Annotated in this window: 26 protein-coding genes and 1 pseudogene; 11 read left to right on the top strand and 16 right to left on the bottom strand. The window is 62.8% G+C overall.

Annotation, left to right across the window (positions count from 1 at the left end; all coding sequences use genetic code 11):
• Positions 1-135 precede the first annotated feature (135 nt).
• The 3 genes from NKH93_RS22050 to NKH93_RS22040 all read left to right on the top strand — a co-directional run bounded on the left by NKH93_RS22050 (position 136) and on the right by NKH93_RS22040 (position 2051).
• Complete coding sequence (locus NKH93_RS22050) at positions 136-885, top strand: YebC/PmpR family DNA-binding transcriptional regulator (protein ID WP_352540320.1); 750 nt, start codon at positions 136-138, stop codon at positions 883-885.
• A gap of 66 nt (positions 886-951) precedes the next feature.
• A complete protein-coding gene (locus NKH93_RS22045; protein WP_352972051.1) occupies positions 952-1746 on the top strand; it encodes an RDD family protein in 795 nt (264 codons plus the stop codon).
• Entirely contained in the window at positions 1743-2051 is a 309-nt protein-coding gene (locus tag NKH93_RS22040; RefSeq protein ID WP_352471220.1) for an Rdx family protein, read from the top strand. Before NKH93_RS22045 ends, NKH93_RS22040 begins: the two co-directional genes overlap by 4 nt.
• A 27-nt stretch (positions 2052-2078) precedes the next feature.
• Here NKH93_RS22040 and NKH93_RS22035 read toward each other — a convergent pair whose 3' ends face one another.
• On the bottom strand, positions 2079-2558 hold the full coding sequence (locus NKH93_RS22035; RefSeq protein ID WP_352471219.1) for an anthrone oxygenase family protein: 480 nt from the start codon (positions 2556-2558) through the stop codon (positions 2079-2081).
• A 130-nt stretch (positions 2559-2688) separates the two neighbouring features.
• On the opposite strand from NKH93_RS22035, the gene NKH93_RS22030 reads away from it, so the two are divergent.
• Complete coding sequence (locus NKH93_RS22030) at positions 2689-3330, top strand: TetR/AcrR family transcriptional regulator (protein ID WP_352972049.1); 642 nt, start codon at positions 2689-2691, stop codon at positions 3328-3330.
• Positions 3331-3399: 69 nt separating this feature from the next.
• On the opposite strand, the gene rpmE is transcribed toward NKH93_RS22030, so the two are convergent.
• Positions 3400-3621 carry a 50S ribosomal protein L31 gene (gene rpmE, locus NKH93_RS22025; RefSeq protein WP_006327661.1) on the bottom strand — a complete coding sequence of 74 codons (222 nt, stop codon included), beginning with the start codon at positions 3619-3621 and terminating at the stop codon, positions 3400-3402.
• A gap of 204 nt (positions 3622-3825) precedes the next feature.
• On the opposite strand from rpmE, the gene NKH93_RS22020 reads away from it, so the two are divergent.
• Positions 3826-5628: an ABC transporter transmembrane domain-containing protein gene (locus NKH93_RS22020; protein WP_352814883.1), complete on the top strand. Its 1803-nt coding sequence runs from the start codon at positions 3826-3828 to the stop codon at positions 5626-5628.
• 118 nt (positions 5629-5746) lie between these two features.
• Here the strand turns inward: NKH93_RS22020 and NKH93_RS22015 are convergent, their stop codons facing one another.
• Both NKH93_RS22015 and NKH93_RS22010 read right to left on the bottom strand, forming a co-directional pair.
• The gene (locus tag NKH93_RS22015; protein WP_352972047.1) at positions 5747-7774 is read right to left on the bottom strand and encodes a DUF3857 domain-containing protein; all 2028 of its coding nucleotides are present in this window, start codon (positions 7772-7774) and stop codon (positions 5747-5749) included.
• 206 nt (positions 7775-7980) lie between these two features.
• Complete coding sequence (locus NKH93_RS22010) at positions 7981-9465, bottom strand: carboxypeptidase M32 (protein WP_352972046.1); 1485 nt, start codon at positions 9463-9465, stop codon at positions 7981-7983.
• 181 nt (positions 9466-9646) lie between these two features.
• Between NKH93_RS22010 and NKH93_RS22005 the strand changes: the two are divergent.
• Positions 9647-9996: pseudogene (locus NKH93_RS22005) on the top strand (DUF1304 domain-containing protein).
• 79 nt (positions 9997-10075) lie between these two features.
• On the opposite strand, the gene NKH93_RS22000 reads toward NKH93_RS22005, so the two are convergent.
• The 7 genes from NKH93_RS22000 to NKH93_RS21970 all read right to left on the bottom strand — a co-directional run bounded on the left by NKH93_RS22000 (position 10076) and on the right by NKH93_RS21970 (position 16165).
• Positions 10076-10474: a hypothetical protein gene (locus NKH93_RS22000; protein ID WP_352683346.1), complete on the bottom strand. Its 399-nt coding sequence runs from the start codon at positions 10472-10474 to the stop codon at positions 10076-10078.
• Between the two features lie 265 nt (positions 10475-10739).
• Positions 10740-11771, bottom strand: a complete 1032-nt coding sequence (locus NKH93_RS21995) for a peptidoglycan -binding protein (RefSeq protein WP_352683348.1) — start codon at positions 11769-11771, stop codon at positions 10740-10742.
• A 1-nt stretch (position 11772) separates the two neighbouring features.
• On the bottom strand, positions 11773-12798 hold the full coding sequence (locus NKH93_RS21990) for a MotA/TolQ/ExbB proton channel family protein (protein ID WP_352471212.1): 1026 nt from the start codon (positions 12796-12798) through the stop codon (positions 11773-11775).
• Between the two features lie 115 nt (positions 12799-12913).
• Positions 12914-13621: a PAQR family membrane homeostasis protein TrhA gene (gene trhA, locus NKH93_RS21985; protein ID WP_352972044.1), complete on the bottom strand. Its 708-nt coding sequence runs from the start codon at positions 13619-13621 to the stop codon at positions 12914-12916.
• A 99-nt stretch (positions 13622-13720) separates the two neighbouring features.
• Positions 13721-14521 (bottom strand): inositol monophosphatase family protein, encoded by an 801-nt coding sequence (locus NKH93_RS21980; protein ID WP_023678017.1) that lies wholly within the window; start codon positions 14519-14521, stop codon positions 13721-13723.
• An 81-nt stretch (positions 14522-14602) separates the two neighbouring features.
• Positions 14603-15169, bottom strand: a complete 567-nt coding sequence (gene efp / locus NKH93_RS21975) for an elongation factor P (protein WP_023678016.1) — start codon at positions 15167-15169, stop codon at positions 14603-14605.
• A 138-nt stretch (positions 15170-15307) separates the two neighbouring features.
• Complete coding sequence (locus NKH93_RS21970; RefSeq protein ID WP_352972042.1) at positions 15308-16165, bottom strand: LysR family transcriptional regulator; 858 nt, start codon at positions 16163-16165, stop codon at positions 15308-15310.
• A 112-nt stretch (positions 16166-16277) separates the two neighbouring features.
• Here NKH93_RS21970 and NKH93_RS21965 point away from each other — a divergent pair, with 112 nt between their 5' ends.
• The gene (locus tag NKH93_RS21965) at positions 16278-17294 is read left to right on the top strand and encodes a zinc-dependent alcohol dehydrogenase family protein (protein ID WP_352972040.1); all 1017 of its coding nucleotides are present in this window, start codon (positions 16278-16280) and stop codon (positions 17292-17294) included.
• A gap of 42 nt (positions 17295-17336) precedes the next feature.
• Here NKH93_RS21965 and NKH93_RS21960 read toward each other — a convergent pair whose 3' ends face one another.
• The 3 genes from NKH93_RS21960 to NKH93_RS21950 form a co-directional block, all read right to left on the bottom strand.
• Complete coding sequence (locus NKH93_RS21960; RefSeq protein WP_352814895.1) at positions 17337-18368, bottom strand: tetratricopeptide repeat protein; 1032 nt, start codon at positions 18366-18368, stop codon at positions 17337-17339.
• 1 nt (position 18369) lies between these two features.
• Positions 18370-19017, bottom strand: coding sequence for a thiamine phosphate synthase (locus NKH93_RS21955; RefSeq protein ID WP_352471207.1), 648 nt, complete (start codon positions 19015-19017; stop codon positions 18370-18372).
• A 176-nt stretch (positions 19018-19193) separates the two neighbouring features.
• Positions 19194-20078 (bottom strand): DMT family transporter, encoded by an 885-nt coding sequence (locus tag NKH93_RS21950; RefSeq protein WP_352540309.1) that lies wholly within the window; start codon positions 20076-20078, stop codon positions 19194-19196.
• Positions 20079-20210: 132 nt separating this feature from the next.
• Here NKH93_RS21950 and NKH93_RS21945 point away from each other — a divergent pair, with 132 nt between their 5' ends.
• Positions 20211-20660: an Lrp/AsnC family transcriptional regulator gene (locus NKH93_RS21945; protein ID WP_023678010.1), complete on the top strand. Its 450-nt coding sequence runs from the start codon at positions 20211-20213 to the stop codon at positions 20658-20660.
• A 101-nt stretch (positions 20661-20761) separates the two neighbouring features.
• Positions 20762-21532: a sulfite exporter TauE/SafE family protein gene (locus NKH93_RS21940; RefSeq protein ID WP_352450835.1), complete on the top strand. Its 771-nt coding sequence runs from the start codon at positions 20762-20764 to the stop codon at positions 21530-21532.
• Between the two features lie 41 nt (positions 21533-21573).
• Here NKH93_RS21940 and NKH93_RS21935 read toward each other — a convergent pair whose 3' ends face one another.
• Positions 21574-22125 (bottom strand): DUF2269 family protein, encoded by a 552-nt coding sequence (locus NKH93_RS21935; RefSeq protein WP_352972038.1) that lies wholly within the window; start codon positions 22123-22125, stop codon positions 21574-21576.
• Between the two features lie 581 nt (positions 22126-22706).
• On the opposite strand from NKH93_RS21935, the gene rcdA reads away from it, so the two are divergent.
• Complete coding sequence (rcdA, locus tag NKH93_RS21930; protein ID WP_352450833.1) at positions 22707-23234, top strand: protease adaptor protein RcdA; 528 nt, start codon at positions 22707-22709, stop codon at positions 23232-23234.
• A gap of 38 nt (positions 23235-23272) precedes the next feature.
• Here rcdA and NKH93_RS21925 read toward each other — a convergent pair whose 3' ends face one another.
• Entirely contained in the window at positions 23273-23590 is a 318-nt protein-coding gene (locus tag NKH93_RS21925; RefSeq protein WP_245274745.1) for a winged helix-turn-helix transcriptional regulator, read from the bottom strand.
• A 192-nt stretch (positions 23591-23782) separates the two neighbouring features.
• Between NKH93_RS21925 and NKH93_RS21920 the strand changes: the two genes are divergently transcribed.
• Positions 23783-24637: an SDR family oxidoreductase gene (locus NKH93_RS21920; RefSeq protein ID WP_352814899.1), complete on the top strand. Its 855-nt coding sequence runs from the start codon at positions 23783-23785 to the stop codon at positions 24635-24637.
• The last annotated feature ends 60 nt before the right edge of the window (positions 24638-24697 follow it).

The raw sequence follows: 24697 nt of genomic DNA, 5'->3' as shown, positions 1-24697 counted from the left end.
TTCCGACAGCGAGCGCCGTCCGTCCGTCAGGGACGCAGCAGGACGTTCTGAAATTTTGAATTCGAGCATTTTTGCAAGATGCCGGGTGGTTCACCAGGCGGCAGATGCTCTAGCCGAGAAAATGACAGGGGTGCCATGGCTGGCCATTCACAGTTCAAGAACATCATGCACCGCAAGGGCCGCCAGGATGCGGTGCGGTCGAAAATGTTTTCCAAGCTGGCGCGCGAAATCACCGTCGCCGCCAAGAGCGGCACGCCCGATCCATCGATGAACCCGCGCCTGCGCCTTGCGGTGCAGAACGCCAAGGCGGTGTCGATGCCGAAGGACAATATCCAGCGCGCCATCAACAAGGCGTCGATGGGCGATGCCGAGACCTACGAAGCCGTGCGCTACGAGGGTTACGGGCCAGGCGGCGTCGCGCTGATCGTCGAGGCGCTGACCGACAACCGCAACCGCTCGGCGTCGAATGTGCGCGCTGCCTTCACCAAGGCGGGCGGGGCGATGGGCGAGACCGGCTCGGTATCGTTCATGTGGGACCGCGTCGGCGAGATCTACTATCCGGCATCGGCCGGCAGCGCCGAGAAGGTGATGGACGCGGCGATCGAGGCCGGCGCCGACGATGTCCAGTCGGACGAGGACGGCCACACGATCTATTGCGCCTTCGAGAATCTCGGCGAAGTGTCGAAGGCACTGGAAGGCGCGCTTGGCGAGGCTGAATCGGTGAAGCCGATCTGGAAGCCGCAGACCAATATCGCGGTCGACGAGGAGCGGGCACAATCACTGATGAAGCTGGTTGCGACGCTCGAGGACGACGACGACGTGCAGAGCGTCTACGCCAATTTCGAGGTCGACGAGGAGACCTTGGCAAAGCTCAGCGCGGCGTAAGTTCAGAACGCCGCGCACCGATTACGTACCTTTCTTCTAGAGCTGTCAGTTACTGATGGGGGACGGATGACTGACACTGATGAGGCTCGTTTTGCTGACGCGATGTCCTGGCCTCGCCAGGGTGGCATATGGCGCCGGCTGTTCGCTTCGATCATCGACTATCTTATCGTCCTGATACCTCTTTACGCACTGGTAGCGGGTTTGTTTCTGCTGACTGACGGCGGAGTCAAAGGCAGCTTTTGGTTGAACTGGAGAATATGTCAGGCGGCTTCGTTAAACGGAGCAAGTGATCCATCACTTGCCCGTTACGATTGGCAGGTATGCAGAAGGTCGCTGTTCGGTTTGACGGTCGCCGAATGGGCCCTGGGAACGGCTTCGGTCTCACAGTCTGAAGGAAATCCTTCCATCTCATTTGATTTGGATTCGCAGGGCAATTTCCGACCGGCAGCGTTGGATTTGGGTTTCCTCGAGCTGATCGTTCTCGCGTCTTATCTCCTTGTCATGGAGTTGACCTCCGGCCAGCCAATCGGCAAGCGCTTCGCGGCGCTCATAGTGCATGACCAGGATGACAAAAACAGAATCGGACTACCCGTACGAAAGGCTGTTCGGCGGCAGGGAATGAAATTTCTCGGCGCTTTGCCTATAATGCTCACAGGAGGGTGGTATGCTTTTCAGGCTTGGGGCAGCGCTCCTGGGGTCGCGCAGGACTTCTCCCAGCTGGAGATTGTCGGTGCATACGCCGCGTTGGTCTTGGTTATGGTCTGGCCGATCTGGATTGCAATATCCATAGCCCTTGGCAACGACCCGATACACGATCGATTTGCCGTAACCACAGTCCGCGCAGATGAGACCGAGACATGAGCGAACAGGCGCCCACCGTCCGCATCACCTATTGCATCCAGTGCCAGTGGCTGCTCAGGGCCGGCTGGATGGCGCAGGAGCTGCTGTCCACCTTCGGCACCGATCTGGGCGAAGTGACGCTGGTGCCCGGCACCGGCGGCATCTTCACCATTTCCTGCAATGATACGCTGGTCTGGGACCGCAAGCGTGACGGCGGTTTTCCCGACGCCGCAAAGCTCAAGCAACTGGTTCGCGACGTCATCGATCCGGATCGCGATCTGGGCCATGCCGACCGCAAGGGCCATAAGTCAAAAGACCCTGCCTGACGGCCTTTTAGGACTTCCGTCCTGCATTCACCGCCATGCGAAGATGAAGCAGCCCAGCGCCACGATGGCGGTGATGGTGCGGACATGGTTCCACATCACCCAGTCCCTGAGATAGGTGGCCCATACCGCGGCGCCGTTGGCGCTTGCCGGATCGACCGCGGCCAGGGCGTTGTTGAGCGGCACGTTGAACATCATCGTCACGATCGGGTTGCCGACGAGGTAGATCAGGGCGCCGGCGAGGAGCCAGAACGAACCCGGTTGGCTCCAGCCGATAAGAGCGCCGGCGGCAAGGACAAGACAGACCAGCCCGGTGCCGAAAAGCGCGGTCATGAATGCCGGCGTAATCACGGTGATGTTGATCGAATTCATGGCGGCGATGCCGCCTCCGGCAGGCAAGCGGGCGAGCGCCGGCATGATAAAGTTGGAGAAGGCGAAGAAAACGCCGCCGACAACGCCTGAGCCAATGGCAGCGACGAAGGTGAGGGTGGGAAGCAGTTTCATGATCATGTCAGTTCCTCCGGCTTCAGATTCGAGCAGTTCGATTGGTGTGTCGTCTAAAATATGAATGATCCTCACATTTGCAAAACGTGATAAACCCTCGTATTTTCTCAGTCAAGCCATTTTTCTGGAGACAGTCATGGAAGGCACCGCTGCACCGGGTTCCCGCAACGAGCAGATCGCATCGCCGCGCCGGGCGCCGAGCCAGCAGCGCAGCCGCGAGCGGGTCGAGCGCATGCTGGCCGCCGCCTCGGCGTTGATCGCCGAGCAAGGCAGCGACGCCATGCGCATGGGCGAGGTGGCCGAGAGGGCCGGCGTGTCGATCGGCTCGCTCTACCAGTTCTTCCCCGACAAGAGGGCGCTCATCTGGGCGCTGGCCGAACGCTACACCGCCGAAAGCCAGGCCTGCATTGCGGCAGCGCTAGCCGAGGTCAATGACGCCGAAGGCCTGCGCCGGGCATTTTCGGAACTGGTGGATATCTACTACGGAATGTTCCTGGCGGAGCCGGTGATGCGCGACATCTGGTCGGGCACGCAGGCCGACAAGGCGTTGCGCGAACTCGAGCTTGCCGATAGCCGGGCCAACGCCGAATTCCTTACAGCCGTGCTGAAACGGCTGCGGCCATCCGCCGATCCGGAAGCGCTCGAAACGACGGCGTTTCTAATCTGGCAGATGGGCGAGGCCGCAATGCGGCTGGCGATCTCGGTCGGGCGGCAAGAAGGCGACCGGCTGGTTGCCGCCTACAAGCGGATGGCCCTGCGCGAGTTGCTCGGCGGGTAGGGCCGTATTTTCCCAACAAAAAACCCGCCACGAAGGCGGGTTTCTCGATCTGCGAAACGCCAATGCGGCTTAGAGGCCGAAACCTTCGAAGCGCTTCTTGAACTTCGACAGGCGGCCACCGCGGTCGAGCAGGGTCTGCTGGCCGCCGGTCCAGGCCGGGTGGGTGGTCGGGTCGATATCGAGATTCATCGTATCGCCTTCCTTGCCCCAGGTCGAACGGGTCATGTATTCGGTGCCGTCGGTCATGACGACCTTGATGGTGTGATAGTCGGGATGGATGTCGGTCTTCATGTGTCTGTTCCTGGCTTGCCGGGTGCTGCCGACGGGCTGAAGCCTGCGTCGATGCGCCCCTTTTTAAAACTCGAAGCCGCAGCTATTGAGGAGCCACGGCTTCTAAAACGGTCGGCGAGCCTATACATCAGCCGGAATTGAATCACAAGGCCGTGGCAAGCGCATATTGATGGCGCAAACCTCAAAGGGCCAAAGGAAACGGTCATGGCGAACATCAGCGGCGATGCAGACGAGCGCAGGCGCTCGCTGAAGCCGCTGCAGCGCCTGTTTCCCTACATCACCCATTACCGCAAAATGGTCATCGGCGCGATCGTCTCACTGGCCGTCGCGGCGGCGACGACGCTGGCGCTGCCGCTGGCCGTGCGGCGGATGATAGATCACGGCTTTTCCGCTTCCGATTCCAGCTTCATTGCCGAATATTTCGCCATGCTGGTGGTGATGGCCGCCGTGCTGGCGGCGGCATCGGCCAGCCGCTACTATTTCGTCATCACGCTCGGCGAGCGCGTCGTTGCCGATATCCGCCGCGATGTCTTTGCCCACGTCACCACGCTGTCGCCCTCGTTCTTCGATACAGCCCAGTCGGGCGAGATCGTCTCGCGGCTCGCCGCCGACACGACACAGGTCAAATCGGCCGTCGGTGCTACCGCCTCGGTGGCTTTGCGCAACGTCATCCTCGGCCTTGGCGCCGTGGCGATGATGGTCTTCACCAGCCCAAAACTGTCCGGCCTGGTCATCGCGGCCATTCCGCTAATCGTGCTGCCGCTGGTCGCCTTCGGCCGCTCGGTGCGGCGCAAGTCACGACTGGCGCAGGATACGCTTGCCAATGCCACCGCCTATGCCAGCGAGCAGATCGGCGCGGTGCGCACCCTGCAGGCCTTCACCAACGAGAAGCTTGTAACCAGATATTTTTCGTCCGCCGTGGAAGCAGCGTTCGAAGCGGCGCGGGCCTCGATCTTTGCCCGCTCCTTTCTCACCTTCTTTGCCATCTTCATGATCTTTTCCTCAGTCGTGGCGGTGCTGTGGTTCGGTTCGCGCGACGTGCTCGACGGCACGCTGTCGCCGGGCACGCTCGGTCAATTCCTGCTCTATTCGGTGTTCGCCGCCGGCGCGCTCGGCGCCCTGTCGGAGGTCTGGGGCGAACTGTCCCAGGCAGCGGGCGCTGCCGAACGGCTGACCGAGATCCTGGCCGAGAAACCCGCGATCCAGGCGCCCGCCGATCCGAAGCCGCTGCCGGCAAAGGCGAGAGGTGCGATCAGCTTCGACGATGTCTCCTTCTCCTATCCGGCCCGGCCCGACCGCGCCGCCGTCCATGGCCTGAGCTTTCAGGTCAAACCCGGCGAGACGGTGGCGATCGTCGGACCCTCGGGCGCCGGCAAGAGCACCGTGTTTTCGCTGCTTCTGCGCTTCTACGATCCGGAGTCCGGCGGGATCATCATCGACGGGGTCGATCTGCGCGAGGCCGATCCGGCGGCGATCCGCGCGCGCATCGCCATCGTGCCGCAGGACGTCACCATCTTTGCCGCAAGCGCGCGCGACAATATCGGCTTTGGCCGGCCTGGCGCCAGCCAGGCCGAGATCGAGGCGGCGGCGAAGGACGCGCTTGCCGACGAGTTCATCCTGAAACTCGAAAAGGGCTATGACAGCCAGGTCGGCGAGCGCGGCGTGACGCTGTCGGGCGGCCAGCGCCAGCGCGTGGCGATCGCCCGCGCCATTTTGCGCGATGCGCCCATCCTGCTGCTCGACGAGGCGACCTCGGCGCTAGATGCCGAAAGCGAGACGCTGGTGCAGACGGCGCTGGACCGGCTGATGAAGGGCCGCACCACGATCGTCATCGCCCATCGGCTGGCAACCGTGCTGAAGGCCGATCGCATCCTGGTCATGGATGGCGGCCGCATCGTCGAGGAAGGCACGCATCAGAGCCTGGTCGCCAAGGGCGGCATCTATGCGCGGCTGGCCAAGCTGCAGTTCGACACCGGGGCGAGTGCTTTCAGGGGCGCGGCCGAGTAGCATCGCTCCATCCCGATGAAATCGGGATAAGGCTCCATCTTCTTGTTTGACCATGATCTTTTCCGAAAACCGGCATCCACTTTTCGGGATCATGGAGCCCCGCGGCGGCCGAGATTCTTCAGCTACCGAAAGCTCGGCGTTTGCCGCGTCGATAGGCGATGAACAGGGGAACGCCGACAAGCAACGACAGCAAAAGCATGCTGGCGACGGTCTGTCGCTGCTCCTTTGCCGGATCGCTGAGCTGCACATCGGCAGGCGGCTCTTCATAGGTAAAATCGTACTGCCAGCGAACCTGGTCTGCGAGGTCATCGACGGTTTTCAGATAATCGGCAATCGCCTTGGCCGGTACTTCAGTCGCCAGCGTCTGAAAGTTCCATTCAACTTGAAATTCGGTGGGCGTGTTGGACCAGGATGCCTTGAGAGACAGATAGGGCGTCACGACGTTTTTCATCGACTCGCCGGAAAACCTCGCCTTGAGGTTGCGCACGGTCACCTTGTGGCGGCGGTAGAACTGGGGGCCGAGGGAGACGGGCCCGGTTCGGTCGACGATTGTCGGGGTTGGAAGAGAGTTGTTGCCGAGATCGGCCGCGCGGATCGGGAAATTCTTTGCCAGATCGTTGGCCGTCAGCGCTTCCGCCGGCAAGCGATAACTTTCCTTCACGCTCACTATGTTGCCGTCGCGGCGATCCACGATTTCCGGCTTGGCGATGGTTTGGATGCCCGGATATTGCTTGTTGTAGTATTTCAGGTAGGCGTCCGACACCTCGCTCAGCGACCGGCTGGCGAAATTGCCGCGCATCCAATCGGCATCGGCGTCCTCATATGTCGAGAAGACCGTCAGCACGAGGGGATCGCCCGGTTTCCGCGGAAAGTCGAATTCCTCGGCGATCTGGATTGATGGGCTGGTAAGCACAGGGCTCGGCATCTTCTCCAACCCGCCGGTGCTGGAAAGCGGCAGCGCGAAGCCGTAGTCGGGCTGTGCGAGATTGTGCGCCCCGCCGCCCTGAAGATAGTTCGTGGCGTCCAGCCAATATGTCTTTGCTCCGATCCTTGCCTTGACGATGGCATGGTCGAAATCGCGGAGCGCCGGCAGATGCTGGTCCAGGGCCCGTCCCTCGTCGAGATCGGCCAAGGCGACCTCGGCAGCAATGCCAAGCCGCACAAGCGACGAAACCAGCAGCAGGGCCTTGTCCTTGCAGTCACCGAACCCGCTCAGGATGACCGTCGCGGGATCACGCGGAACGTAGGAACCGGCACCCATCGACAGGCTTACATAGCGGATCTGGTCCTGCACCAGCCGCATTGCCTCGACCATCCGGTCTTCGGGCACCGGATGCCGCAGAGCGATGTCGTCGAGCTTTGCGGCAAAAGCCGGGGGAAAAACGGTCGCTGGCTTGTAATAGGGCGCAACGGCATCGACCACACTTTGCCAATTCGCGGTAGACGCGACATCGATGGAGCCCCAGCCTGGATAGGTCACGGGCAGGTTGTCGTCGACATTGACCGGTTTCGGGTTTGGAATCTCCCACAGATAGGTGGTATCCGGCCCAGTCGGGGAGATTGAGGGCTTGAGTCGGGTTCCCCTTGTCTTGATCTGGAGCGGCTGGTCCGAAGGCCAAATGATGCTTGTGCGGATAAGCGCTACCGGCTCTTCCCATTCGGTGGAGAAATTCTTGAAGAAAAGGTCCTTGCCGACCAGCGGCGTTATCTCATAGGTCGACCCGTAGTCGACGATGTCGCCGGTGCGCACATCATCGATGTTGACATGTGCTGTCAGCCAGCCGTCGAAGACACCCTTCTCGGCGTCTCTTTCCCTGCGGAAGATGTCGAATTCGACGCCTTCCAGCCGGTCCAGAACGGCACCATCGCGGATGATGTGAAGATGGTTGAGCGTGACCTTGTGCCGGGACGGATCGAACTGCAGATCGATACTCGCGCCACGATCCAGGCCGGGACGGTCGACGATTTTATAGACGGTGCGCGAGTACTCGACATAGCCGCCGGCGCGATGCGTGATCTGGTCGTCCGAGAGCAGCCATGAAACGCCATTCTTGATTTGATCCGATCGGGTGGGATCGGCAGCCGGAATATCAAGCTGCTTTACCCAGCTTTCTGCCGGCCCCTTGAGAACCATGTCGTCGGCCATGGCCGGAGAACTCAGGCCGATCAATAAGATGAAAAATACCAAGCGGGGCCAGAAAGACTTCATCCTATGAAAACTGTAACAGACAGACATCTACGCTCGCCCAACTTGGAAGAACTCCTTTTTCAGAGGCTTTCCCACCAAAGTAAAGGCCAGTTTCGCGGATTTCTGCAGTCACCGCGGCAAGAACCTGGAATAGACGAAGCGGCTCAGTTCCCGTACCGCTTCTTCAGGTGATCGGTGAAATGCACGGCATTGAGCTTTTCGCCGGTAGCGCGTTCGAGCAGTTCTGGCGTCGACCAGCGCGAGCCTTGCGACCAGATCCTTTTGCGGCGCCAGTCGTTGATCGCGGCGAAATCTCCCTTGGCGAGGTCTTCGTCGGCTGAAGGATGATCCCTGGTCAGCGCCGCCCATTGCTGCGCCGCCATCATGGCGCCCAGCGTGTAGGAGGGGAAATAGCCGAAGGCGGCACCCGGCCAGTGGACGTCCTGCATCGGACCATCAGCCGGATTGTCTGATGTCGACAGGCCGAGATAATCGCGCATCTTGGCATCCCAGGCTTCGGGCAGCTCGGCTGCTTCCAGCCGTCCCGAGACAAGCTCCTGCTCCAGCTCGTAACGCAGGATGACGTGCAGCGGATAGGTGACCTCGTCGGCATCGACGCGGATCAGGCCGCGCTCGACCCGGTGCACATGCGGCAGGATGTCGTCGATCCTCCAGCGCTCGCCGAGGTGTCTTTCGACCACCGGCAGCGCCCAGCGCCAGAATTCTGGATTGCGGCCGATCTGCTTTTCGACGAACAGGCTCTGGCTTTCATGCACCGCCATGCCGCGCGCTCTGCCGAGCGGCCAGTGCGCCCACGCCTTCGGCAGATTCTGCTCGTACAGCGCATGGCCGGTCTCGTGCAGCACGCCCATCAGCGCCGACAGGAAATCCGAGGTCTTGTAGCGGGTGGTGATGCGCACGTCGCTCGGCACGCCGCCGCAGAACGGATGGTGCGAAACCGACAGCGAGCCGTGGGTGAGGTCGAAGCCGACTGCCGCCATCATGGCGAGGCCGAGCTCGCGCTGTTTGTCCAAGGGGTAGCTGCCGGAAAGCGGCTTCAGCGGATGTTTCGCCAGCCGCTCTTCCTGCACGGCCAGTGCCTCCGGCACGAAACCTTTCAGGAAGGTCTTCAACTCGGCAAACACAGGCGTGACGTCGGCGGTGCGATTGCCCGGATCATATTGCTCCATCAGCGCGTCGTAAGGCTCGAGCCCGAGCACCTCGGCGCGAAGGGCCGCCTCCTCGCGGACCAGCGCCACGACGCCTTCCAGCGCCGGCAGGAAGCCGGCCCAGTCGTTCTTGGCGCGCAGGTCGCGCCACAGCTGCTCGGAGCGCATGCGCGCGGTCGTCTGGCGCTCGACGAACTCGACCGGCAGGCAGGTCAGGTTGGTATATTGCCGGCGGAATTCCCTGACCGCGGCCTGCTGCTCTTCGTTCAGCGCTTCCTGCTTGGCCGCCGCGATCCAGTCGGCAATCTCCGGCGCAGTTGCCCGGGCATGGTGCATGCCGGCAAGCGCCGACATTGCCTCTGCGCGCTTCTCGCCGCCGCCGACCGCCATATGGGTCGCCTCGTCGGCGCCGAGGATGGCGAGGGCGTGTTCCAGTGCTTCGAGCTTGTGGCCGAGGTCGTCGAGTTTTTGAAAGGACATTGTGGGTTCCGCTGATTTGACGGCGGGAAAAGATACCAATGCAAAACTGTTGGCAACCCCGAAGCCGTCCGCGATCGATGCATCGACTGCCGGCCGCGACGGCCGAAAAGCAACTAGCGGAAGCGGTGGCGTGCGTGATCAATGTCATCCGCGGCGGCAGACCGCGATGGGGAGACGAAACATGATCGCCAATGTGCTGGTCGGGCTGGTGACCGTGATCCACCTCTGCATCGCCTATCTGGAGATGGTGCTGTGGGACACGCCGCGCGGCCACATGGTGTTCAGGCTGACGCCAGAATTCGCCAGGGCCTCGAAAGTGCTTGCTGACAATCAAGGGCTTTACAACGGCTTTCTCGCAGCCGGGCTGATCTGGGGCTTTACCTCGGCGAAGCCGGTTTCCCGTTCAAAGTCTTCTTCCTGCTCTGCGTCGCCGTCGCCGGCCTTTACGGCGCGGCAACGGCGGGCCGCAAAATCCTCTTCATCGAGACAGTGCCGGCAGTACTGGCGCTGATTGCGCCGGCGTTGGACTAGCGCATGATCCCTGAACCGAAAGCTGGAAAAGGATCATGGGCAAAATCAATTGCCACAGCGCCGGGCATTGCGGCCGATTTCAGCCGCCTGGATAAGTTGGGCCATAGCCGTTGGGATAGTATCCGCCATCGGCGCCGTTGCCGATGAGGAAGGCACTGCCGGTGTCAGCGCGCAGCTTTTGGCTGATATCGTCGAGCTGCGCCATCAACTGCTGATATTGCGTGCTCGGCATCGTTCCACGGCGAGCGGCCCTCTGGGCGGCCCGATCGAGCTGAGCGACCTGCGTGCGCAAGTCACGTGCCTCGCCCGGCTCGAGCTTGTTCGCCCGGATGGCGCCCTGGATACCGGTCTCCACACTCTGGATCTGATTGATCAAGGCCGTCTCACGCGGGCCGGCGTAAGCGCCAGCAAACGGAACGGCGAGGAGAAGTGTGGCGAGCGTAGCAGTCCTGAGATTCCTGGGAGCGAAGAAGCGCATGGTTGCGTCTCCTTTACTGGGGAAGGCGGTGGTTGGGAGGGTTCTGCCTTCCGGCCTCGGGCCGTCAGGTTCCGTCGCGTCGCGATGAGCGGTTCCACCGCCGGCGGTTCTCGGCCCATGACCAAGGCTAAAAGGCCACGGCGGCATAGTGTAATTAAAAAAAGGTAATTTTTTTCAGCTCTTGCCGCTGCCGCACCAGTGCCCTAAATGCCGCCGACTTGAGCCGGCTCGACCTGGCGCATGATACAAGCCAAAGGCTTGCAGATCACCGCTCGGTCAGCTTCAACTCGATGCGGCGGTTCTTGTTGCGCGCCTCTTCGGTATCGGCGGGGTCGAGCGGCTGGAATTCGCCGAAGCCGGCCGCGACCAGCCGGTTGGCCGGCACGCCGTTCTCGATCAGGAACTTGACCACCGATGTCGAGCGCGCCGTCGACAATTCCCAATTGTCGCGGTAGCGGCCGGTACCGGAGAGCGGCTTGTTGTCGGTGTGGCCATCGACGCGCAGCACCCAGTTGATCTCCGGCGGGATTTCCTTTTGCAATTCGATGATGGCATCGGCAAGCTTCTTCATCTCGAGCTTGCCGGCATCGTTGATCACCTCGGAGCCGGTCGGGAAAAGCACTTCCGACTGGAAGACGAAGCGGTCGCCGACGATGCGGATGTTCTCGCGGTCGGCAAGAATTTCACGTAAGCGGCCGAAGAAATCGGAGCGGTAGCGGTTCAGCTCCTGCACGCGTTGCGCCAGTGCGACGTTGAGGCGGCGGCCGAGATCGGCGATCTTGGTGTTGGATTCGCGGTCGCGCGTTTCGGACACGTCGAGCGCTTGTTCGAGCGCTGCGATCTGCCTGCGCAGCGCCGAAATCTGCTGGTTGAGGATCTCGACCTGGCTCAACGCCTGCTGGCTGATCTGGCGCTGGCTGTCGAGCTCGCCGGAAAGTGCCGTCGCGCGCTGGTTGGCGGCATCGCCGGCACCGGCGCCTTGCGCCAGCAATTGCTCGAGCCGGCTCTTTTCCGCCTCCGATGCGGACAGCGATGCCTGCAAATTGGCAAGGGTGTCCTCCTTGTCCTGCGTCGTCGAGCGTTCCAGCGCCAGAAGCTGGGTCAACTCGTTGATCTGCGAATTGAGGCGGTTGAGCACCGTGTCCTTGCCGGAGATCTCGCGGCCGAGCAGGAACTGCGCCAGCACGAAAACAGTCAGCAGGAACATGATCGCCAACAGCAGCGTCGACAGCGCATCGACGAACCCCGGCCAGTAATCGATGCGGCGGTCGGAGCGCCGGCCTCGTGCCAACGCCACGTCAATGCACTCCAGGCTTCTTCAAGGCGTCGGCGATCTTCTCCAGGGTGTTGCGCATCGCCTTCTGCTCGTCCGACTGGGCCTCGACCCAGTCGCGCATGATCTGCTGTTCCGAGCGCATGTTCTTGACCAGGCCGGAAATGCCGTCGGCGAGATTGGCCATGGCGGTGGCGACGCGCGGATTGGAGCCGCCGCCATTCTCCTGCAGAGTGCGCAGCTTTTCCGACAACAGCCGGATTTCCTCGGAGGGTTCGGTCTTGGCCGTGTCGGCAACGACGATGTCGGAGGACAGGTCGGTGACCGAGGACAGCCAGTTTTCGAGTTCGGTATAGAAGCGCGTCTGGGCGCGGCCGGCCTGCAGGTCGAGGAAGCCGAGCACCAGCGAGCCGGAGAGGCCGAACAGCGAGGACGAGAAGGCGGTGCCCATGCCGGCCAACGGAGCGGAAAGCCCCTGCTTCAGGGATTCGAGCACGGCCGCGGCATCGCCTGTGCCGGGATCGAGCGACTCGATGGTTTCGCGGATCGAGCCGATCGTGTTGAGCAGGCCCCAGAAAGTGCCGAGCAGGCCGAGGAACACCAGCAGTCCGACAAGGTAGCGCGACGTGTCGCGGCTTTCGTCGAGCCGGGTGGCGATCGAATCCAGCATGGTGCGCATCGAACTGGTCGAGAAGGCAATCGTCGAGGAGCGGCCGATCATCGCCTTCATCGGCGCCAGCAGCACCGGTTCGGTGGTTTCGGAACCGGCACGAAACGAGTTGACCCAGCGCACCTCGCGGAACAGCCGGCCGACCTGGACGAAGGCCAGCAGGATGCCGACCGCCAGCACGCCGATGATCAGGCCGTTGAGGCCGGGATTGGTGACGAAGGCGGTCGAGATCTGGCGGGTCAGGATGGCGGCGATGAAGGCCACGATGAACAGAAAGATCACCATGGTCAGCAGAAACACCTGAGGGCTCGACAATTTGTGCGGGTCGTAGATCAGAACGTCGGAGCGCCTGCCCATGCCGAAGGATCTGAGAAGAGTCATCCGTGCCCCGTTTCCGATGCCGTCGCCGCCGATCAATTTGTGTTTGCGACTCTAAACGGAATTGTGACGAAATTGAATGGCGCTTGGCAATATTGCCACTGTCCGCGACCGGAGGTCAAAGCCGGTTGATGACCAGGCAGTCGACCATGGCGGCCAGATGCAGGCCGGCGCCGGTGACGACAAAGCCATGCCACAGCGCATTGTGGAAGCGCAGGCCCTTCCAGGCGAAGAAGATCACGCCACAGGAGTAGACGATGCCGCCGGCAACGATGAGCGCGATCGATGTCGCCGGCAGCGTCCGCACGAGCGGCTCCACCAGAACGATACCGCTCCAGCCGATGGCTAGGTAGAAGACGATAGCCAGCCGGTCGAAACGGCCGGGAAGAAAGACCTTGATGGCGATGCCGACCGCCGCGGCGGTCCAGACCAGGACGATCATGGAAACGGCCAGCGGCGCGCCGCCGAGCTGCGCCAGGAAAGGCGTGTAGGTGGCAGCGATCAGCAGATAGATCGCGGCATGGTCGAAGCGCCGCAATATCCATTTTGCCGGCGACGACACCGGCCAGACATTGTAGGCCAGCGAAACCGACAGCACGGTGAGCAGCGAGACTACATAGAAGGCGGCGGCGACGTATTCGCCGGGGCCGGTTCGATAGGCGGCCAGTGCCAGCAGCGTCGAGCCGGCAGCGATCGCCAGCACGATGCCCACGGCGTGGACAATGCCGTCGGCGATGATCTCGGCGCGCGAGTAATGCCAACGCCCCATGAAGGGAATGTCGAGCTGGGAGAGTTCGCTCTGGGGTTGGGGCCGGCTGTTCGTCATCGATGATCCTGCGCCACCTTATCTGGGCGGCAGCGGGACAGTATTTCAAGCTTTGGTTGCGGTTTTGCGACTGCGGCGGTTCAGCGCGGCGTGCCTCTATCAGCCGGCTGAGAGTGGCCTTTTGATAGTCTTCAACAGCGCGCGCTGGATGAGTTCGTTGCCGGCGACGAGTGAACCGGCGTTCAGCACATCCTGTCCCCCGGCGAAATCGGAGACGAAACCGCCTGCCTCGCGGATCAGCAAAATGCCGGCGGCGACATCCCAGGCCGACAGGCCGGTTTCCCAGAACCCGTCCATGCGGCCAGCGGCGACGTAGGCGAGATCGAGCGAGGCGGAGCCGAGACGGCGGACGCCAGAGACCTCGGCCATGACATTGCGCAACTCGATGAGGAAATTGCCGTGCTGGCCACGCCCGAGATGCGGCATGCCGCAGCCGATCACCGCATCGACCAGCTTGGTGCGGCCGGCGACGCGCAGCCGGCGGTCGTTCATGAAAGCGCCGCCGCCGCGCTCGGCGGTATAGAGCTCATCCATCGCCGGATTGTAGACGACGCCGGCGACGATCTGGCCCTGGCGCTCCAGCGCGATCGAAACGGCAAAGAGCGGAATGCCGTGCAGGAAATTGGTGGTGCCGTCGAGCGGGTCGACGATCCAGCGGTGCTGGCCGTCGTCGCCCTCGATCACGCCGCGTTCCTCCATCAGGAAGGCGTAGCCGGGCCGCGCCTTGGAGAGTTCGGCAAAGACGATGTCTTCGGCCTTGCGGTCGGCCTGGCTGACATAGTCGCCCGGCCCCTTCATCGAGACCTGCAGGTTCTGCACTTCGCCGAAGTCACGCGACAGCGAGCGGCCGGCCTTCATTGCGGCCTGGACCATGACATTGAGGATCGCGGAACGCGCCATTGCTGTTCTTCCTGTCGCTGCGCCTATTTGCCTTGACGCATGATCTTATCCAAAAAGTCTGCAACTCTTTGGGATCACGCCTTAGTCGGCGCGGCGCACGTAAGTGATTTCGTTGGTATCGACGATGATGCGCTCGCCCGAGCCGATGAACGGCGGCACCAGCACGCGGATGCCGTTTTCGAGTATCGCCGGCTTGTAGGACGAGGCTGCCGTCTGGCCCCTCACCACCGGGTCGGCCTCGGTGATGGTCAGCGTCACCTGGTCGGGCAGCGAAATGCCGATCGGCCTTTCGTCATAGAGCTGGACCGTCACCATCATGCCGTCCTGCAGGAAGGCGGCGCGATCGCCGACGAACTCCTTTTGCAATTCGAGCTGCTCGTAGCTTTCGGTGTCCATGAACACCAGCGCGTCGCCCTGCTCGTAGAGGAAGGAAAAATCCTTCAGATCGAGCCGGATCTGCTCGACCGTCTCGGCCGAACGGAAGCGCTCGTTGAGCTTGGTGCCGTTGATCAGGTTCTTGAGTTCGACCTGGTTGTAGGCGCCGCCCTTGCCGGGTTTGACGGTGTTGGTCCTGACCGCCACCCAAAGGCCGCCATCATGCTCGATGACGTTGCCGGGACGGATTTCGTTGCCATTGATCTTGGCCATGGTGAGGTGATCCGGAAATGAGATGATCGCCGCAAAGGGCAATTTGGCGCCTCCAAGACCACAAATCGCCAGCAGAGGCAAGGAGCGCCTTCCGATGAAGCGGGAACGAAGCTGGCCCGGCAGCGCGGCGTGGTGGCCTCAGTCCGCCCTGACAGTCGCGGTGACGGCCTCGGTCACCGCGTCGGCGACCTCTCTCAAAAGATGCAGGTGCGGCGAACGCAGCACGACAATTCGCAGCGACAGCTCGAGGCCGGGAGCGTCGACCAGGGCAATGCCCTCAGGCAGCTTTTCCCGCAGCAGCCGCCTGGGCAGCAGGCCAAGGCCTTGGCCTCGACGAACCCAGTCGATCTGCAGCGCGCTGTCCTGAATCTCGGCGCCGACCATCAACCTGTGGCCGCCCTCGGCCAGGGCAGCCGCCAGCCGCCGGCGCGCGTCGCAGGGTTCAGGGCTGAGGATCCAGGGCATGGTCTTGACGTCGGCTTGCCGGACAGTGCTTTCGGCAGCGATGACGCCGAGGGCCTCGGTTCCGACAACGCCGTCGCCAGCTTTGGAATTGCTGCCGTCCAGGATGACGGCGAGGTCAAGCTGTCCGCGCTTGTGCTGGTCGGCCAGCTCAAGGCTCCAGCCGCTCTTCAGACGCAGCGAGACCTTCGGAAACCGCGCCACGGCATCACCAATGGCGGCGGCCACGGCTTTGTCGCAAAGTCCATGCGCGAGGCCGAGCCGCAGCAGGCCCCCCGGCTCGTCGCCCTTGGCGAATGATCTCAGCGCGTCGACGGCGGCGAGAATGTCCTTGCCGCGTGCCAGCACCTCTACGCCGGCCGGGGTCAGTCGCGACGGCTTTAGCCGGCGGTCGAGCAATTCCGTGCCGAGCATCTCCTCCAGCCGCTGGATCTGGCGGGTGACGGCCGGCTGCGTCAATGGCAGGCGTTGCGCCACCTTCTGAATCGAACCCTCCTCGGCAAAGAGCGCCAGTGTTTTCAGTTCTTCAAGCACGACACACCCGAACATGTCAGAGAAGCATAATTATCCTGAACATTATGAATTTGAAATCCGATCGATGGCAAGCGATTTTCCTCTGGCAGGACCCAGCTGGAAAGGAACGACGATGAAGGCGATCGAATTGCAGAGCCCGGGCGGCCTCGAGAGCCTCAGAATGGTCGAGCGGCCGATGCCTGAGCCAGGGCGCCAGGAGATGATTGTGAAGGTCAAGGCGACGGCGCTGAACTACCGCGATGCCGAGATCGTTCGCGGCAGCTATCACACGAAGTTTGCATTGCCGCTGGTGCCGCTGTCGGACGGCGTCGGCGAAGTCGTTGCCATCGGTGCCGAGGTCAGCCGGTTCAAGATCGGCGACCGGGTCTGCGGCACGTTCTGGCAGCGCTGGGTCGGCGGCAGTTTCGCCATGGCCGAGCCATCCTATCAACGTGGCGGCCCGATCGACGGGCTGCTCAGCGAATTTGCCCGGCTCGACGAACAGGCGGCGGTGCTGGCGCCGGCCAATCTGAGCGACCTCGAGGCGGCGACGCTGCCATGCGCCGGCGTGACGGCATGGCATGCGCTGTTTACGGAAGGCAGCGTCAAACCCGGCGACACCGTGCTTTGCCTCGGCACCGGCGGCGTTTCGCTGTTTGCGGTGCAGTTCGCCGCCGCTGCCGGGGCGCGCGTCATCGTGACGTCGAGCAGCGACGAGAAGCTTGCGCGGGCAAAGCAACTTGGCGCGCAGGATGGCGTGAACTATCGCAGCGTCCCCGATTGGGCATCGGCCGTGCTGGGATTGACGGATGGCCGCGGCGCCGACCATATCATCGAGGTTGGCGGACCGCAGAGTTTTGCACAATCGCTGAGGGCAGCGGCGCGCGGCGCCCAGATCAACGCCATCGGCTATCTCGGCGGCAGTGACGGCGCCATCAACCCGCTCGACATCTTCCGCCGGCAGGTCAGGGCGCGAGGCATACCGGTGGGCTCACGCGAATCCTTTGAAGAGATGAACCGCGCCATTGTCGTCAACCGGTTGAGACCGGTGATCGACCGGGTCGTGCCATGGAGCCGGGCCGCCGAAGCCTTTCGGTACCTTGAACACGGCTCTCCCTTCGGCAAGGTCGTGCTCGATCATACCCAATGAGCCCGCCTGACGAGCCCGGTGCGATGAGTCTCGAGACCGCGGTCAGGGCAGGCGGTTGGCCCGTTGCAGCGCCTGCTGCGTCTGGTCGTCGGTCAGGCCCTGCAGGAAATCGTCCATCTCTTGGTCGATGAGCCCGGCGCGGCGGGCGACAACATACCAGGCGCCAGCGAGGATCAGATCCGGGTCGGTGCCGATGCCGTTCATGTAGAGCTTGGCGAGACGGTTCTGGGCGGCGACATTGCCGCCCTCGGCGGCCTGCTTCATCCAGTTGAAGCCGGATTTCAGGTCGCGGGCGCCGCCGCGCCCCTCGATCATCCAGGTTGCGAGATCGATCTGTGCCGTGTCGTAGTTCTGCCGCGCGGCCTGTGCCAGCAGGCTGCGGGCGCGGACATCGTCGCGCGGCTTGCCGCCGGCGCCATTGGCGTAGACCTGTGCCATCGCATATTGTGCGTCGGCAAGCCCGGTCGCGGCAGCGCGCTCGTAATAGGATACGGCTTTGGCAATACCGGCATCGCCGGGCTCTTGTTCGACCATCAGCTGCGCAAAATTGAACTGCGCCAGGCGGTTGCCGGCCTCGGCGGCGGCCTGCATCAGCGCATAGGCCTCCTTCTCGTCCTTTTTGACGTAGCGGCCGTCGAGCAGCATCAGCGCATACTGGAATTGCGATTCCGGGACGCCCTGCTCGGCGGCAAGCGCATACCACTTCGCCGCCCCTGCCGCGTCGACCGGCACGCCGAGGCCGCGCGACAATATCTCGGCCACCAGCGTCTGTGCCGCCGGATCGCCGTTTTGAGCGCGCGAAAGCGCAAGGTTGTAGGCCGTCTTGTAGAGCCCGCGCTGAAAGGCGCCGTAGGCAGCATCGGACGGCTTTGCGCCGAAGCGGTCGGGGTTGATGGTATCGGCCGACGGCAACGGGGCGGTGGTGGCGGGCTGCGGCAATTGTGCGGCGATCGGCTTGTCGGCGGGTTCGCTGGAATCCGGCCTGGGCTGCGGCAGCGGAACGGGTTCCGCCGCTATCGCCTGCGTCACGGCCGTTGCGAGAAAGGCGCTGAAAAGGATTTTCCGCGAGAGCACGTCAGTCCTCGAAGCGCGGCGCGGTTTCGTCGAGCAGCGCGTTGGCGGCGGCAACCGCCATCTTCGGATCGACGCCGTCGGCAAAAACGGCGCTGGACAGCGCCACGAATTCAGCGCCGGTGGCGGCGACCGCTTCCACCGAGGCAAGATCGGATCCGGCCATGACGATGCAGGGGATCTGGATGACGTCCGCCCACCATTGCCCGAGCGACAGGTTGCGGGGGTGCGGCTCAGGCTTGTTGTCGTAACCGAAACGGCCGAAGAAAATGTAATCAGGCCTGACCTCGCCGAGTTCCAGCGCATCATCGCGGGTCTTGGCGCCGCCGGTGCCGACCATCATCCTGGCCTGGAAGTGTTCGATCGTTTCGGCGAGCTCGTCCTTGCCGACCTCGACATGAATGCCGTCGGCCTGGACGCGGCCGGCGATGCGGGTGTCGCCGGCAATGATGACGGCAATGCCGGCCGCTTGCGCCACCGGCACGATCTGCTCGGCAAAGGCTTGGAAAGAGGCCTCGTCCATACCGTTTTCCGGCAGGATAAGCGAGGCGACGTCACCGCCCTCGAAGGCCGCGGCGATGCGCTCGGCCGGCACGTTCGGCGGCGCGATCAGCACGATACGGCAGCGGTTGGGCGGCGTTGCGTCATTCATTGGTGTTCGATCCCGGTTATCGCCTATGCCGGGCGAAGATGGTTGCATTGCGGCATAGAGCAAAGTGCGGGGATTGAACAGGCGGCAGGGGGATCACGATTGCCGTCAACGATTCCATAGGGCTCGGCGCATGACTGCCGTTGGCCGAAATTCTCCTCGCCTGGTCGCCTGCGGCCCTACGCAGGCACCTTCGATTTCCACAGCGACCAGCCGAGATTCATGCCGGCCGCGGCGACCAGGATGGCGGCGGCGCCGACGATCTGCGCCGGATGCAGCCGATGGCCGAAGGCGACGACATCGACGAGGATGGCGACGACGGGATAGATGAAGGACAGCGATCCCTGCAGATGCGTCGGCAGCTTCTGGATGGCGCCGTACATGAGGATGTACATCAGGCCGGTATGGACGATGCCGAGCGTCGCCAGCATGACCCAGCTTCGCGCATCGGCGGGAAGGTGGGTGAGATTGGCGAAGGGTGCCAGCATGAGAACGCCGACGCAGACCTGGATCAGGGCGATCAGGTGCGGCGGCGTGCCTTTGAGCTTCTTGGTGACGATAGCCGCAACGGCCCAGAAGAAAGCCGCGGCCAGCGCCATCGCAATGCCGGTAAAGTAATCCGTACCATGATCGCCTGCATCGGGCGCGGCCTGCACGATCAGCAGCATGCCGGCAAAGGCGATGCCGAGCCAGGTCAGCTTGGTCACCGTCAGCCGTTCGGAGAAGAAGAGCGCGCCAAAACCTACCAGCATGAAGGGCTGCGTGTTGTAAACGGCCGTGGCGATCGAGATCGACGCGCGGGAAAACGCGCTGAACAGCAACAGCCAGTTGATAACGATGGCAGCACCGCCGAGAGCCGCGATCGCGACGATGCGAAGCGACAGCCTGCCACGCAGCAGTCCCAGCGCCGCGCAGATGATCAGCAGCGTTACCGCACCGAAAGCACAGCGCCAGAACACCACGTCCATGATGGGCTGGCCGGAAAGGACGACGAACCAGCCGATCGTGCCGAGGATCGCCATCGCCGCCGTCATTTCGATCGTGCCGCGTACCGTGTTGTCCATGGATGCTCCTGAAACCCGTTGAGATTTTATAATCCCACGGCGGATCGGGTATTTCCATGACTTGCAGCTGGTGATATGCAGGACGAACCTCATTTAATTAGGTAGACATCGGCTTTTTCTTGGAATTGTAAAATGCTGGACGAGCTCGACAGAAAGCTCCTCGATATCCTGGTCAAGGATTCACGGACCTCGCTGAAGGAACTGGCGCTGCAGGTCGGGCTGTCGTCACCAAGCGTTTCGGAGCGGCTTCGGCGGCTAGAGGATCGCGGCGTCATCCGCGCGTTCACCATCGACATCGATCCGCAGGCGCTCGGCTACGCCTTGCAGGCGATCGTTCGCATCCGGCCATTGCCGGGCAAGCTGCACATCGTCCAGAAGCTGATCGAGGAAATCCCGGAATTCGGCGAATGCGACAAGGTGACGGGCGATGACTGCTTCGTTGCCCGGCTGTTCGTCCGCTCGATCGGCGAGCTCGACGGGATTCTCGACCGCATCGCCGACAAGGCCGAAACCAGCACCGCCATCATCAAGGCGCAGCCGATCCGGAGACGCCCGCCGCCGCTCGACATGCCAAACATGTGACGGATTTCGGTGGCGTGGCCCACATATTTGCGTTTGCGGTCGCGGTCTGGCCATTTCTGGTCTATTCCAGAGTTCAACTTTCCCTCCAGCGTCCCTTCCCCATGTCAGGCCTGCTCGTCGATCCCTGGTTCTATGCCGCGGCCATTCCGGCCGTCATCCTCGTCGGCCTGTCGAAAGGCGGCTTCGGAGGCGCCGTCGGTTTTGTCGGCGTGCCGTTGATGGCGCTGACCATGCCGCCGGTTCAGGCTGCCGCAATTCTTCTGCCAATTCTGTGCCTGATGGACATTGTCTCGGTGTGGACGTGGTGGGGTATCTTCGACCGCAAGATGCTGGCCGACATGATGCCGGGCGCCGTGATCGGCATTGCCCTTGGCTGGCTGACGGCGGCACTTGTAACCGAAGAGATGGTGCGGCTGATCGTCGGCGCGGTTGCCCTGATCTTCGTGCTGCGCTGGCTCTATTTGCAACTCCGCCACGGTGCCGGCCACGCAGCGGAGCCCAACCGCGTCGCCGCCGGCTTCTGGGGTACCGTTGCCGGGTTCACCAGCTTCGTCGCCCATGTCGGCGGCCCGCCTTTTCAGGTCTATGCGCTGCCGATCAGGCTCGATCCGAAGGTGCTGTCGGGCACCGCGGCGATCTTTTTCGCCGTCACCAATGCGCTGAAGCTCATCCCTTATTTCGCGCTCGGCCAGTTCGATACCACCAATTTGACGGCGTCGGCGGTGCTGATGCCACTGGCGCCGCTGTCGACCATCGCCGGCGCCTGGCTGGTGCGGCGGATGCGGCCGGAGCTGTTCTATCCCTTCACCTATGCGACCGTGGCGGTCGTCGCGGTCAAGCTTCTGTGGGACGGCATCGCCGGCCTCCTGTAAGACGGCGGCCCCATTCGGCCGCCGCCGGATATCCTTACACCTCAGGCGGCACTCGGCAGCAGCTGCCGCGTCCTGCCAAGCGCCAGGGCAATGCCGGTTGCGAGTACGAGCGCCATGCAGCCCAGAATGGTGATGTCGTGCAGCGTCGGCTTCAGCACCATGTCCGCGATGATCACCAGCATCACCGAATAATCGAAGCGCGCGGCGCTGAGGACGCGCTGGCCCTGGGCAAGCACTGCCGGCGTCAGGCCATCCTTGGCGATCATGCCTGCCATGCGGTCGGCAGTCGGCTTGAAGATGAACATGCCGATGCAGAAGGTCGTCGCATAACCGGCAAGGCCGATCAGCACCCACAGATCGGAAAAGCCGACCCAGAAGCCGCACATGATGAGGCCGAAAAGCAATGTCAGCATCGACATCGGCGCGAAGAACCGGTTGCCGAGCTCGCCGGTGGCGCGCATCGCCTGCAGCATGCCTTCGACGTTTCCAGCGCGGTCGGCGCGTACCGCGAGCAGCATCAGCGTGAAGCCGCCGCCGACCCAGAGGATCGCCGAGACGATGTGCAGAAATTTAACGGCCGAGTACCAGTCCATTGTTCGCTCCTTGAGAGATTGTCATGATTGCCGGAGCGCAAGGTTTGCTCCGCCTCGTTGCGAGGAACGGGCGTTTAGCGCGGCGCCTGTTTCGGAACGATGTCGCGCGGCGAGCGGATCTGTTTCGATATGTCGGTCACGATCTGGAGGAAACATGGCGCAAGCGCGTCGCCCCGACTTTCCAGCCGGTAGTGGGAACGGGTGCCGTGGCCAGTCAGCTGTGCTGTTACGGCACAGATGCTGGGCGCTTGATCGAAAAATATGCCCTGCGTTAAGGCTTCGTTAAGCTTTACAGGCGTTTACTATGTCCATCCAGTGATCTGGATTCTTACCGAGTGGTTGGAGCCACTTTGTTTGACGCCTCCCTGTTAAACTCCTGAGAGCCGCCTTATCCGCGGCTCTTTTTTTGTCCGCCGGCATGGGCGTCCTTCCGGCTAAATGCGTCCGTTAACCGTTTGTTAAACATGTGCTTGCCTTCGCTGGCAGCGAAGCGCATTTTCAAGCTTCAGTCGTTTAGGCTGCCGGATATGGCGGCCAAGAGCCGAATCGGCCGGCTGTCAGGCAAGTGCAGGGGCGTAGCGATGAACGAGCCTTCGAAGGCGAGCGCGAAAACCATCAAGCTGGCGGAGCGCCGGGTTTTCTCCCAATCCTTCAAGCCGCTCTATCAGGAAGGCATGGGCCTGGTCGAGCAGGCGGCCGAATATCTCGACGGCAAGGGCCGCGCCGAGGCCAAGAAGCTGTCGAGGCTGGCGGCGACGCTTTATGCGGCCGAATCGATGCGGCTGACCACCAGGCTGATGCAGGTCGCCTCGTGGCTGCTTTTGCAGCGGGCGGCGAATTCCGGCGAGATGACCCGCGATCAGGTGGCCTCAGAAAAATCCAAGGTGCGTCTCGACACTGCCTCGGCGCATGACGAGGCGCCCGGCTGGGCCGAGCTGCCGAAGGATTTCATCGACCTCGTCAACCGTTCGCTGCGGCTGCAGGCGCTGGTGCGCCGCATGGACGAGGAGATCTATGGCGGCCTTGCCGAGGTGCCGCCGTCGAGCCGTCGCCTCAATCCGGTCTCCGACCAGATCACGCTGCTCAACACGGCTTTCGCCCGCGGCTGAGAGACCGTTTCATAATTCTACTCCGGCGGCCATCTAGACTAACCGCGAAGGGATGGGCTCGCGATCATCAGGCGGGGAGAATCACGCAGCAGCAGGCGCGATCCGACCTCCACGATAGACCTGATCGCTGGGAGCAGCTCCTGCCCCAATGACGTCAGCTCATACTCCACGGTCGGCGGCGATGTCGGCATCACGTGGCGTGCGAGGACGCCACGCTCCTCGAGATCGCGCAACCTGCCGGTCAGCACCTTCGCCGAAATGGCTGGGATATCGCGGCGCAATTCGGAGAACCGGCGCGGGCCGTCGCTCAAGGACCAGAGCACCTCGGGTGTCCAGCACCCGCCAAGCAGCGCCATGCACCTCGACATGGGGCAGCCGGGAAGCGCCTTCACCTTCGTTCGCATCCTGAGGACCATCGCGCATCTTCCATGAGAGTTTCCAGTTGGTTACCGGAAAATGATGGTAACTACAAGATACGTGGTTTCCGCGGGTAACGAGAGCCGCTATCTGAGGCTCTCAATCCATCCAACCACGAAATGGACAGAACGATGTACGCAATAACTGGAGCAACAGGACAGCTTGGCCGTCTCGTGATCGACGCACTGCTGAAGACAGTTCCGGCCAGCCGGATCGTTGCGGCGGTTCGTGATCCGGCAAAGGCCAGCGATCTTGTCCAACGCGGCGTAGTCGTGCGGGAGGCGGACTATGATCGTCCCGACACGCTCCCGATGGCGCTGGCCGGCGTCGATAGACTGCTGCTGATTTCCTCGACCGAAGTCAGCGGCCGCTTGCCGCAGCATCGGTCAGTGATCAAGGCCGCCCAACGGGTGGGGGTTTCGCTGATCGCTTACACAAGCATGCTGCATGCGGACACGTCTCCCGCGAGGCTCGCGGTCGAACATCGGCAGACGGAGGAGGTCATCGCGGCCTCCGGCCTACCCGCCGTCATCCTGCGCAACGGCTGGTACACCGAGAACCATCTGATGGCGCTCCCGGCGGCTCTGGAGCACGGCGCCTTCATCGGCGCCGCAAATGAGGGGCGCTTCTCGTCCGCGGCGCGGCAGGATTATGCCGAGGCCGCGGCCGTGGTGCTGACGAGCGAGGATCAAGCAGGGAGGATTTACGAGCTCGCGGCGGACCAAGCGTTCACGCTCGCCGAGCTTGCGGCGAAGGTCTCGCGGCAATCGGGCAAGGCGATCGCCTACAACGATCTTGCCGGGGTGGCCTATGAGGGCGTGTTGACAGGCGCCGGGCTGCCCGCCGATCTCGCCGCTATCCTGGCCGATGCCGACATTGCAGCCTCACGCGGAGCGTTGTTCGATGACGGCGGCGCCATGAGCCGGCTGATCGGTCGACCGACAACGCCACTGGAGAGCGTCGTTGCGGCAGCATTGCGCGGTTGAAACCGAGATGGCTGTCACATCCGCCAAAGGATCAGAGGACCGTCTGTCGCTCGCGCCAAC

The organism is Mesorhizobium sp. M0954 (genome assembly GCF_040319155.1).
GTDB lineage: Bacteria > Pseudomonadota > Alphaproteobacteria > Rhizobiales > Rhizobiaceae > Mesorhizobium.
This window is presented reverse-complemented; position numbering and strand designations above follow the sequence as displayed.

Bases quoted from the DNA above. Each gene is read 5' to 3' on its own strand.
- NKH93_RS22050 (WP_352540320.1), top strand. From the start codon at position 136: ATGGCTGGCCATTCACAGTTCAAGAACATCATGCACCGCAAGGGCCGC.
- NKH93_RS22045 (WP_352972051.1), top strand. From the start codon at position 952: ATGACTGACACTGATGAGGCTCGTTTTGCTGACGCGATGTCCTGGCCT.
- NKH93_RS22040 (WP_352471220.1), top strand. From the start codon at position 1,743: ATGAGCGAACAGGCGCCCACCGTCCGCATCACCTATTGCATCCAGTGC.
- NKH93_RS22035 (WP_352471219.1), bottom strand. From the start codon at position 2,558: ATGATCATGAAACTGCTTCCCACCCTCACCTTCGTCGCTGCCATTGGC.
- NKH93_RS22030 (WP_352972049.1), top strand. From the start codon at position 2,689: ATGGAAGGCACCGCTGCACCGGGTTCCCGCAACGAGCAGATCGCATCG.
- rpmE (WP_006327661.1), bottom strand. From the start codon at position 3,621: ATGAAGACCGACATCCATCCCGACTATCACACCATCAAGGTCGTCATG.
- NKH93_RS22020 (WP_352814883.1), top strand. From the start codon at position 3,826: ATGGCGAACATCAGCGGCGATGCAGACGAGCGCAGGCGCTCGCTGAAG.
- NKH93_RS22015 (WP_352972047.1), bottom strand. From the start codon at position 7,774: ATGGCCGACGACATGGTTCTCAAGGGGCCGGCAGAAAGCTGGGTAAAG.
- NKH93_RS22010 (WP_352972046.1), bottom strand. From the start codon at position 9,465: ATGTCCTTTCAAAAACTCGACGACCTCGGCCACAAGCTCGAAGCACTG.
- NKH93_RS22000 (WP_352683346.1), bottom strand. From the start codon at position 10,474: ATGCGCTTCTTCGCTCCCAGGAATCTCAGGACTGCTACGCTCGCCACA.
- NKH93_RS21990 (WP_352471212.1), bottom strand. From the start codon at position 12,798: ATGACTCTTCTCAGATCCTTCGGCATGGGCAGGCGCTCCGACGTTCTG.
- trhA (WP_352972044.1), bottom strand. From the start codon at position 13,621: ATGACGAACAGCCGGCCCCAACCCCAGAGCGAACTCTCCCAGCTCGAC.
- NKH93_RS21980 (WP_023678017.1), bottom strand. From the start codon at position 14,521: ATGGCGCGTTCCGCGATCCTCAATGTCATGGTCCAGGCCGCAATGAAG.
- efp (WP_023678016.1), bottom strand. From the start codon at position 15,169: ATGGCCAAGATCAATGGCAACGAAATCCGTCCCGGCAACGTCATCGAG.
- NKH93_RS21965 (WP_352972040.1), top strand. From the start codon at position 16,278: ATGAAGGCGATCGAATTGCAGAGCCCGGGCGGCCTCGAGAGCCTCAGA.
- NKH93_RS21955 (WP_352471207.1), bottom strand. From the start codon at position 19,017: ATGAATGACGCAACGCCGCCCAACCGCTGCCGTATCGTGCTGATCGCG.
- NKH93_RS21950 (WP_352540309.1), bottom strand. From the start codon at position 20,078: ATGGACAACACGGTACGCGGCACGATCGAAATGACGGCGGCGATGGCG.
- NKH93_RS21945 (WP_023678010.1), top strand. From the start codon at position 20,211: ATGCTGGACGAGCTCGACAGAAAGCTCCTCGATATCCTGGTCAAGGAT.
- NKH93_RS21940 (WP_352450835.1), top strand. From the start codon at position 20,762: ATGTCAGGCCTGCTCGTCGATCCCTGGTTCTATGCCGCGGCCATTCCG.
- NKH93_RS21935 (WP_352972038.1), bottom strand. From the start codon at position 22,125: ATGGACTGGTACTCGGCCGTTAAATTTCTGCACATCGTCTCGGCGATC.
- rcdA (WP_352450833.1), top strand. From the start codon at position 22,707: ATGAACGAGCCTTCGAAGGCGAGCGCGAAAACCATCAAGCTGGCGGAG.
- NKH93_RS21925 (WP_245274745.1), bottom strand. From the start codon at position 23,590: ATGGCGCTGCTTGGCGGGTGCTGGACACCCGAGGTGCTCTGGTCCTTG.
- NKH93_RS21920 (WP_352814899.1), top strand. From the start codon at position 23,783: ATGTACGCAATAACTGGAGCAACAGGACAGCTTGGCCGTCTCGTGATC.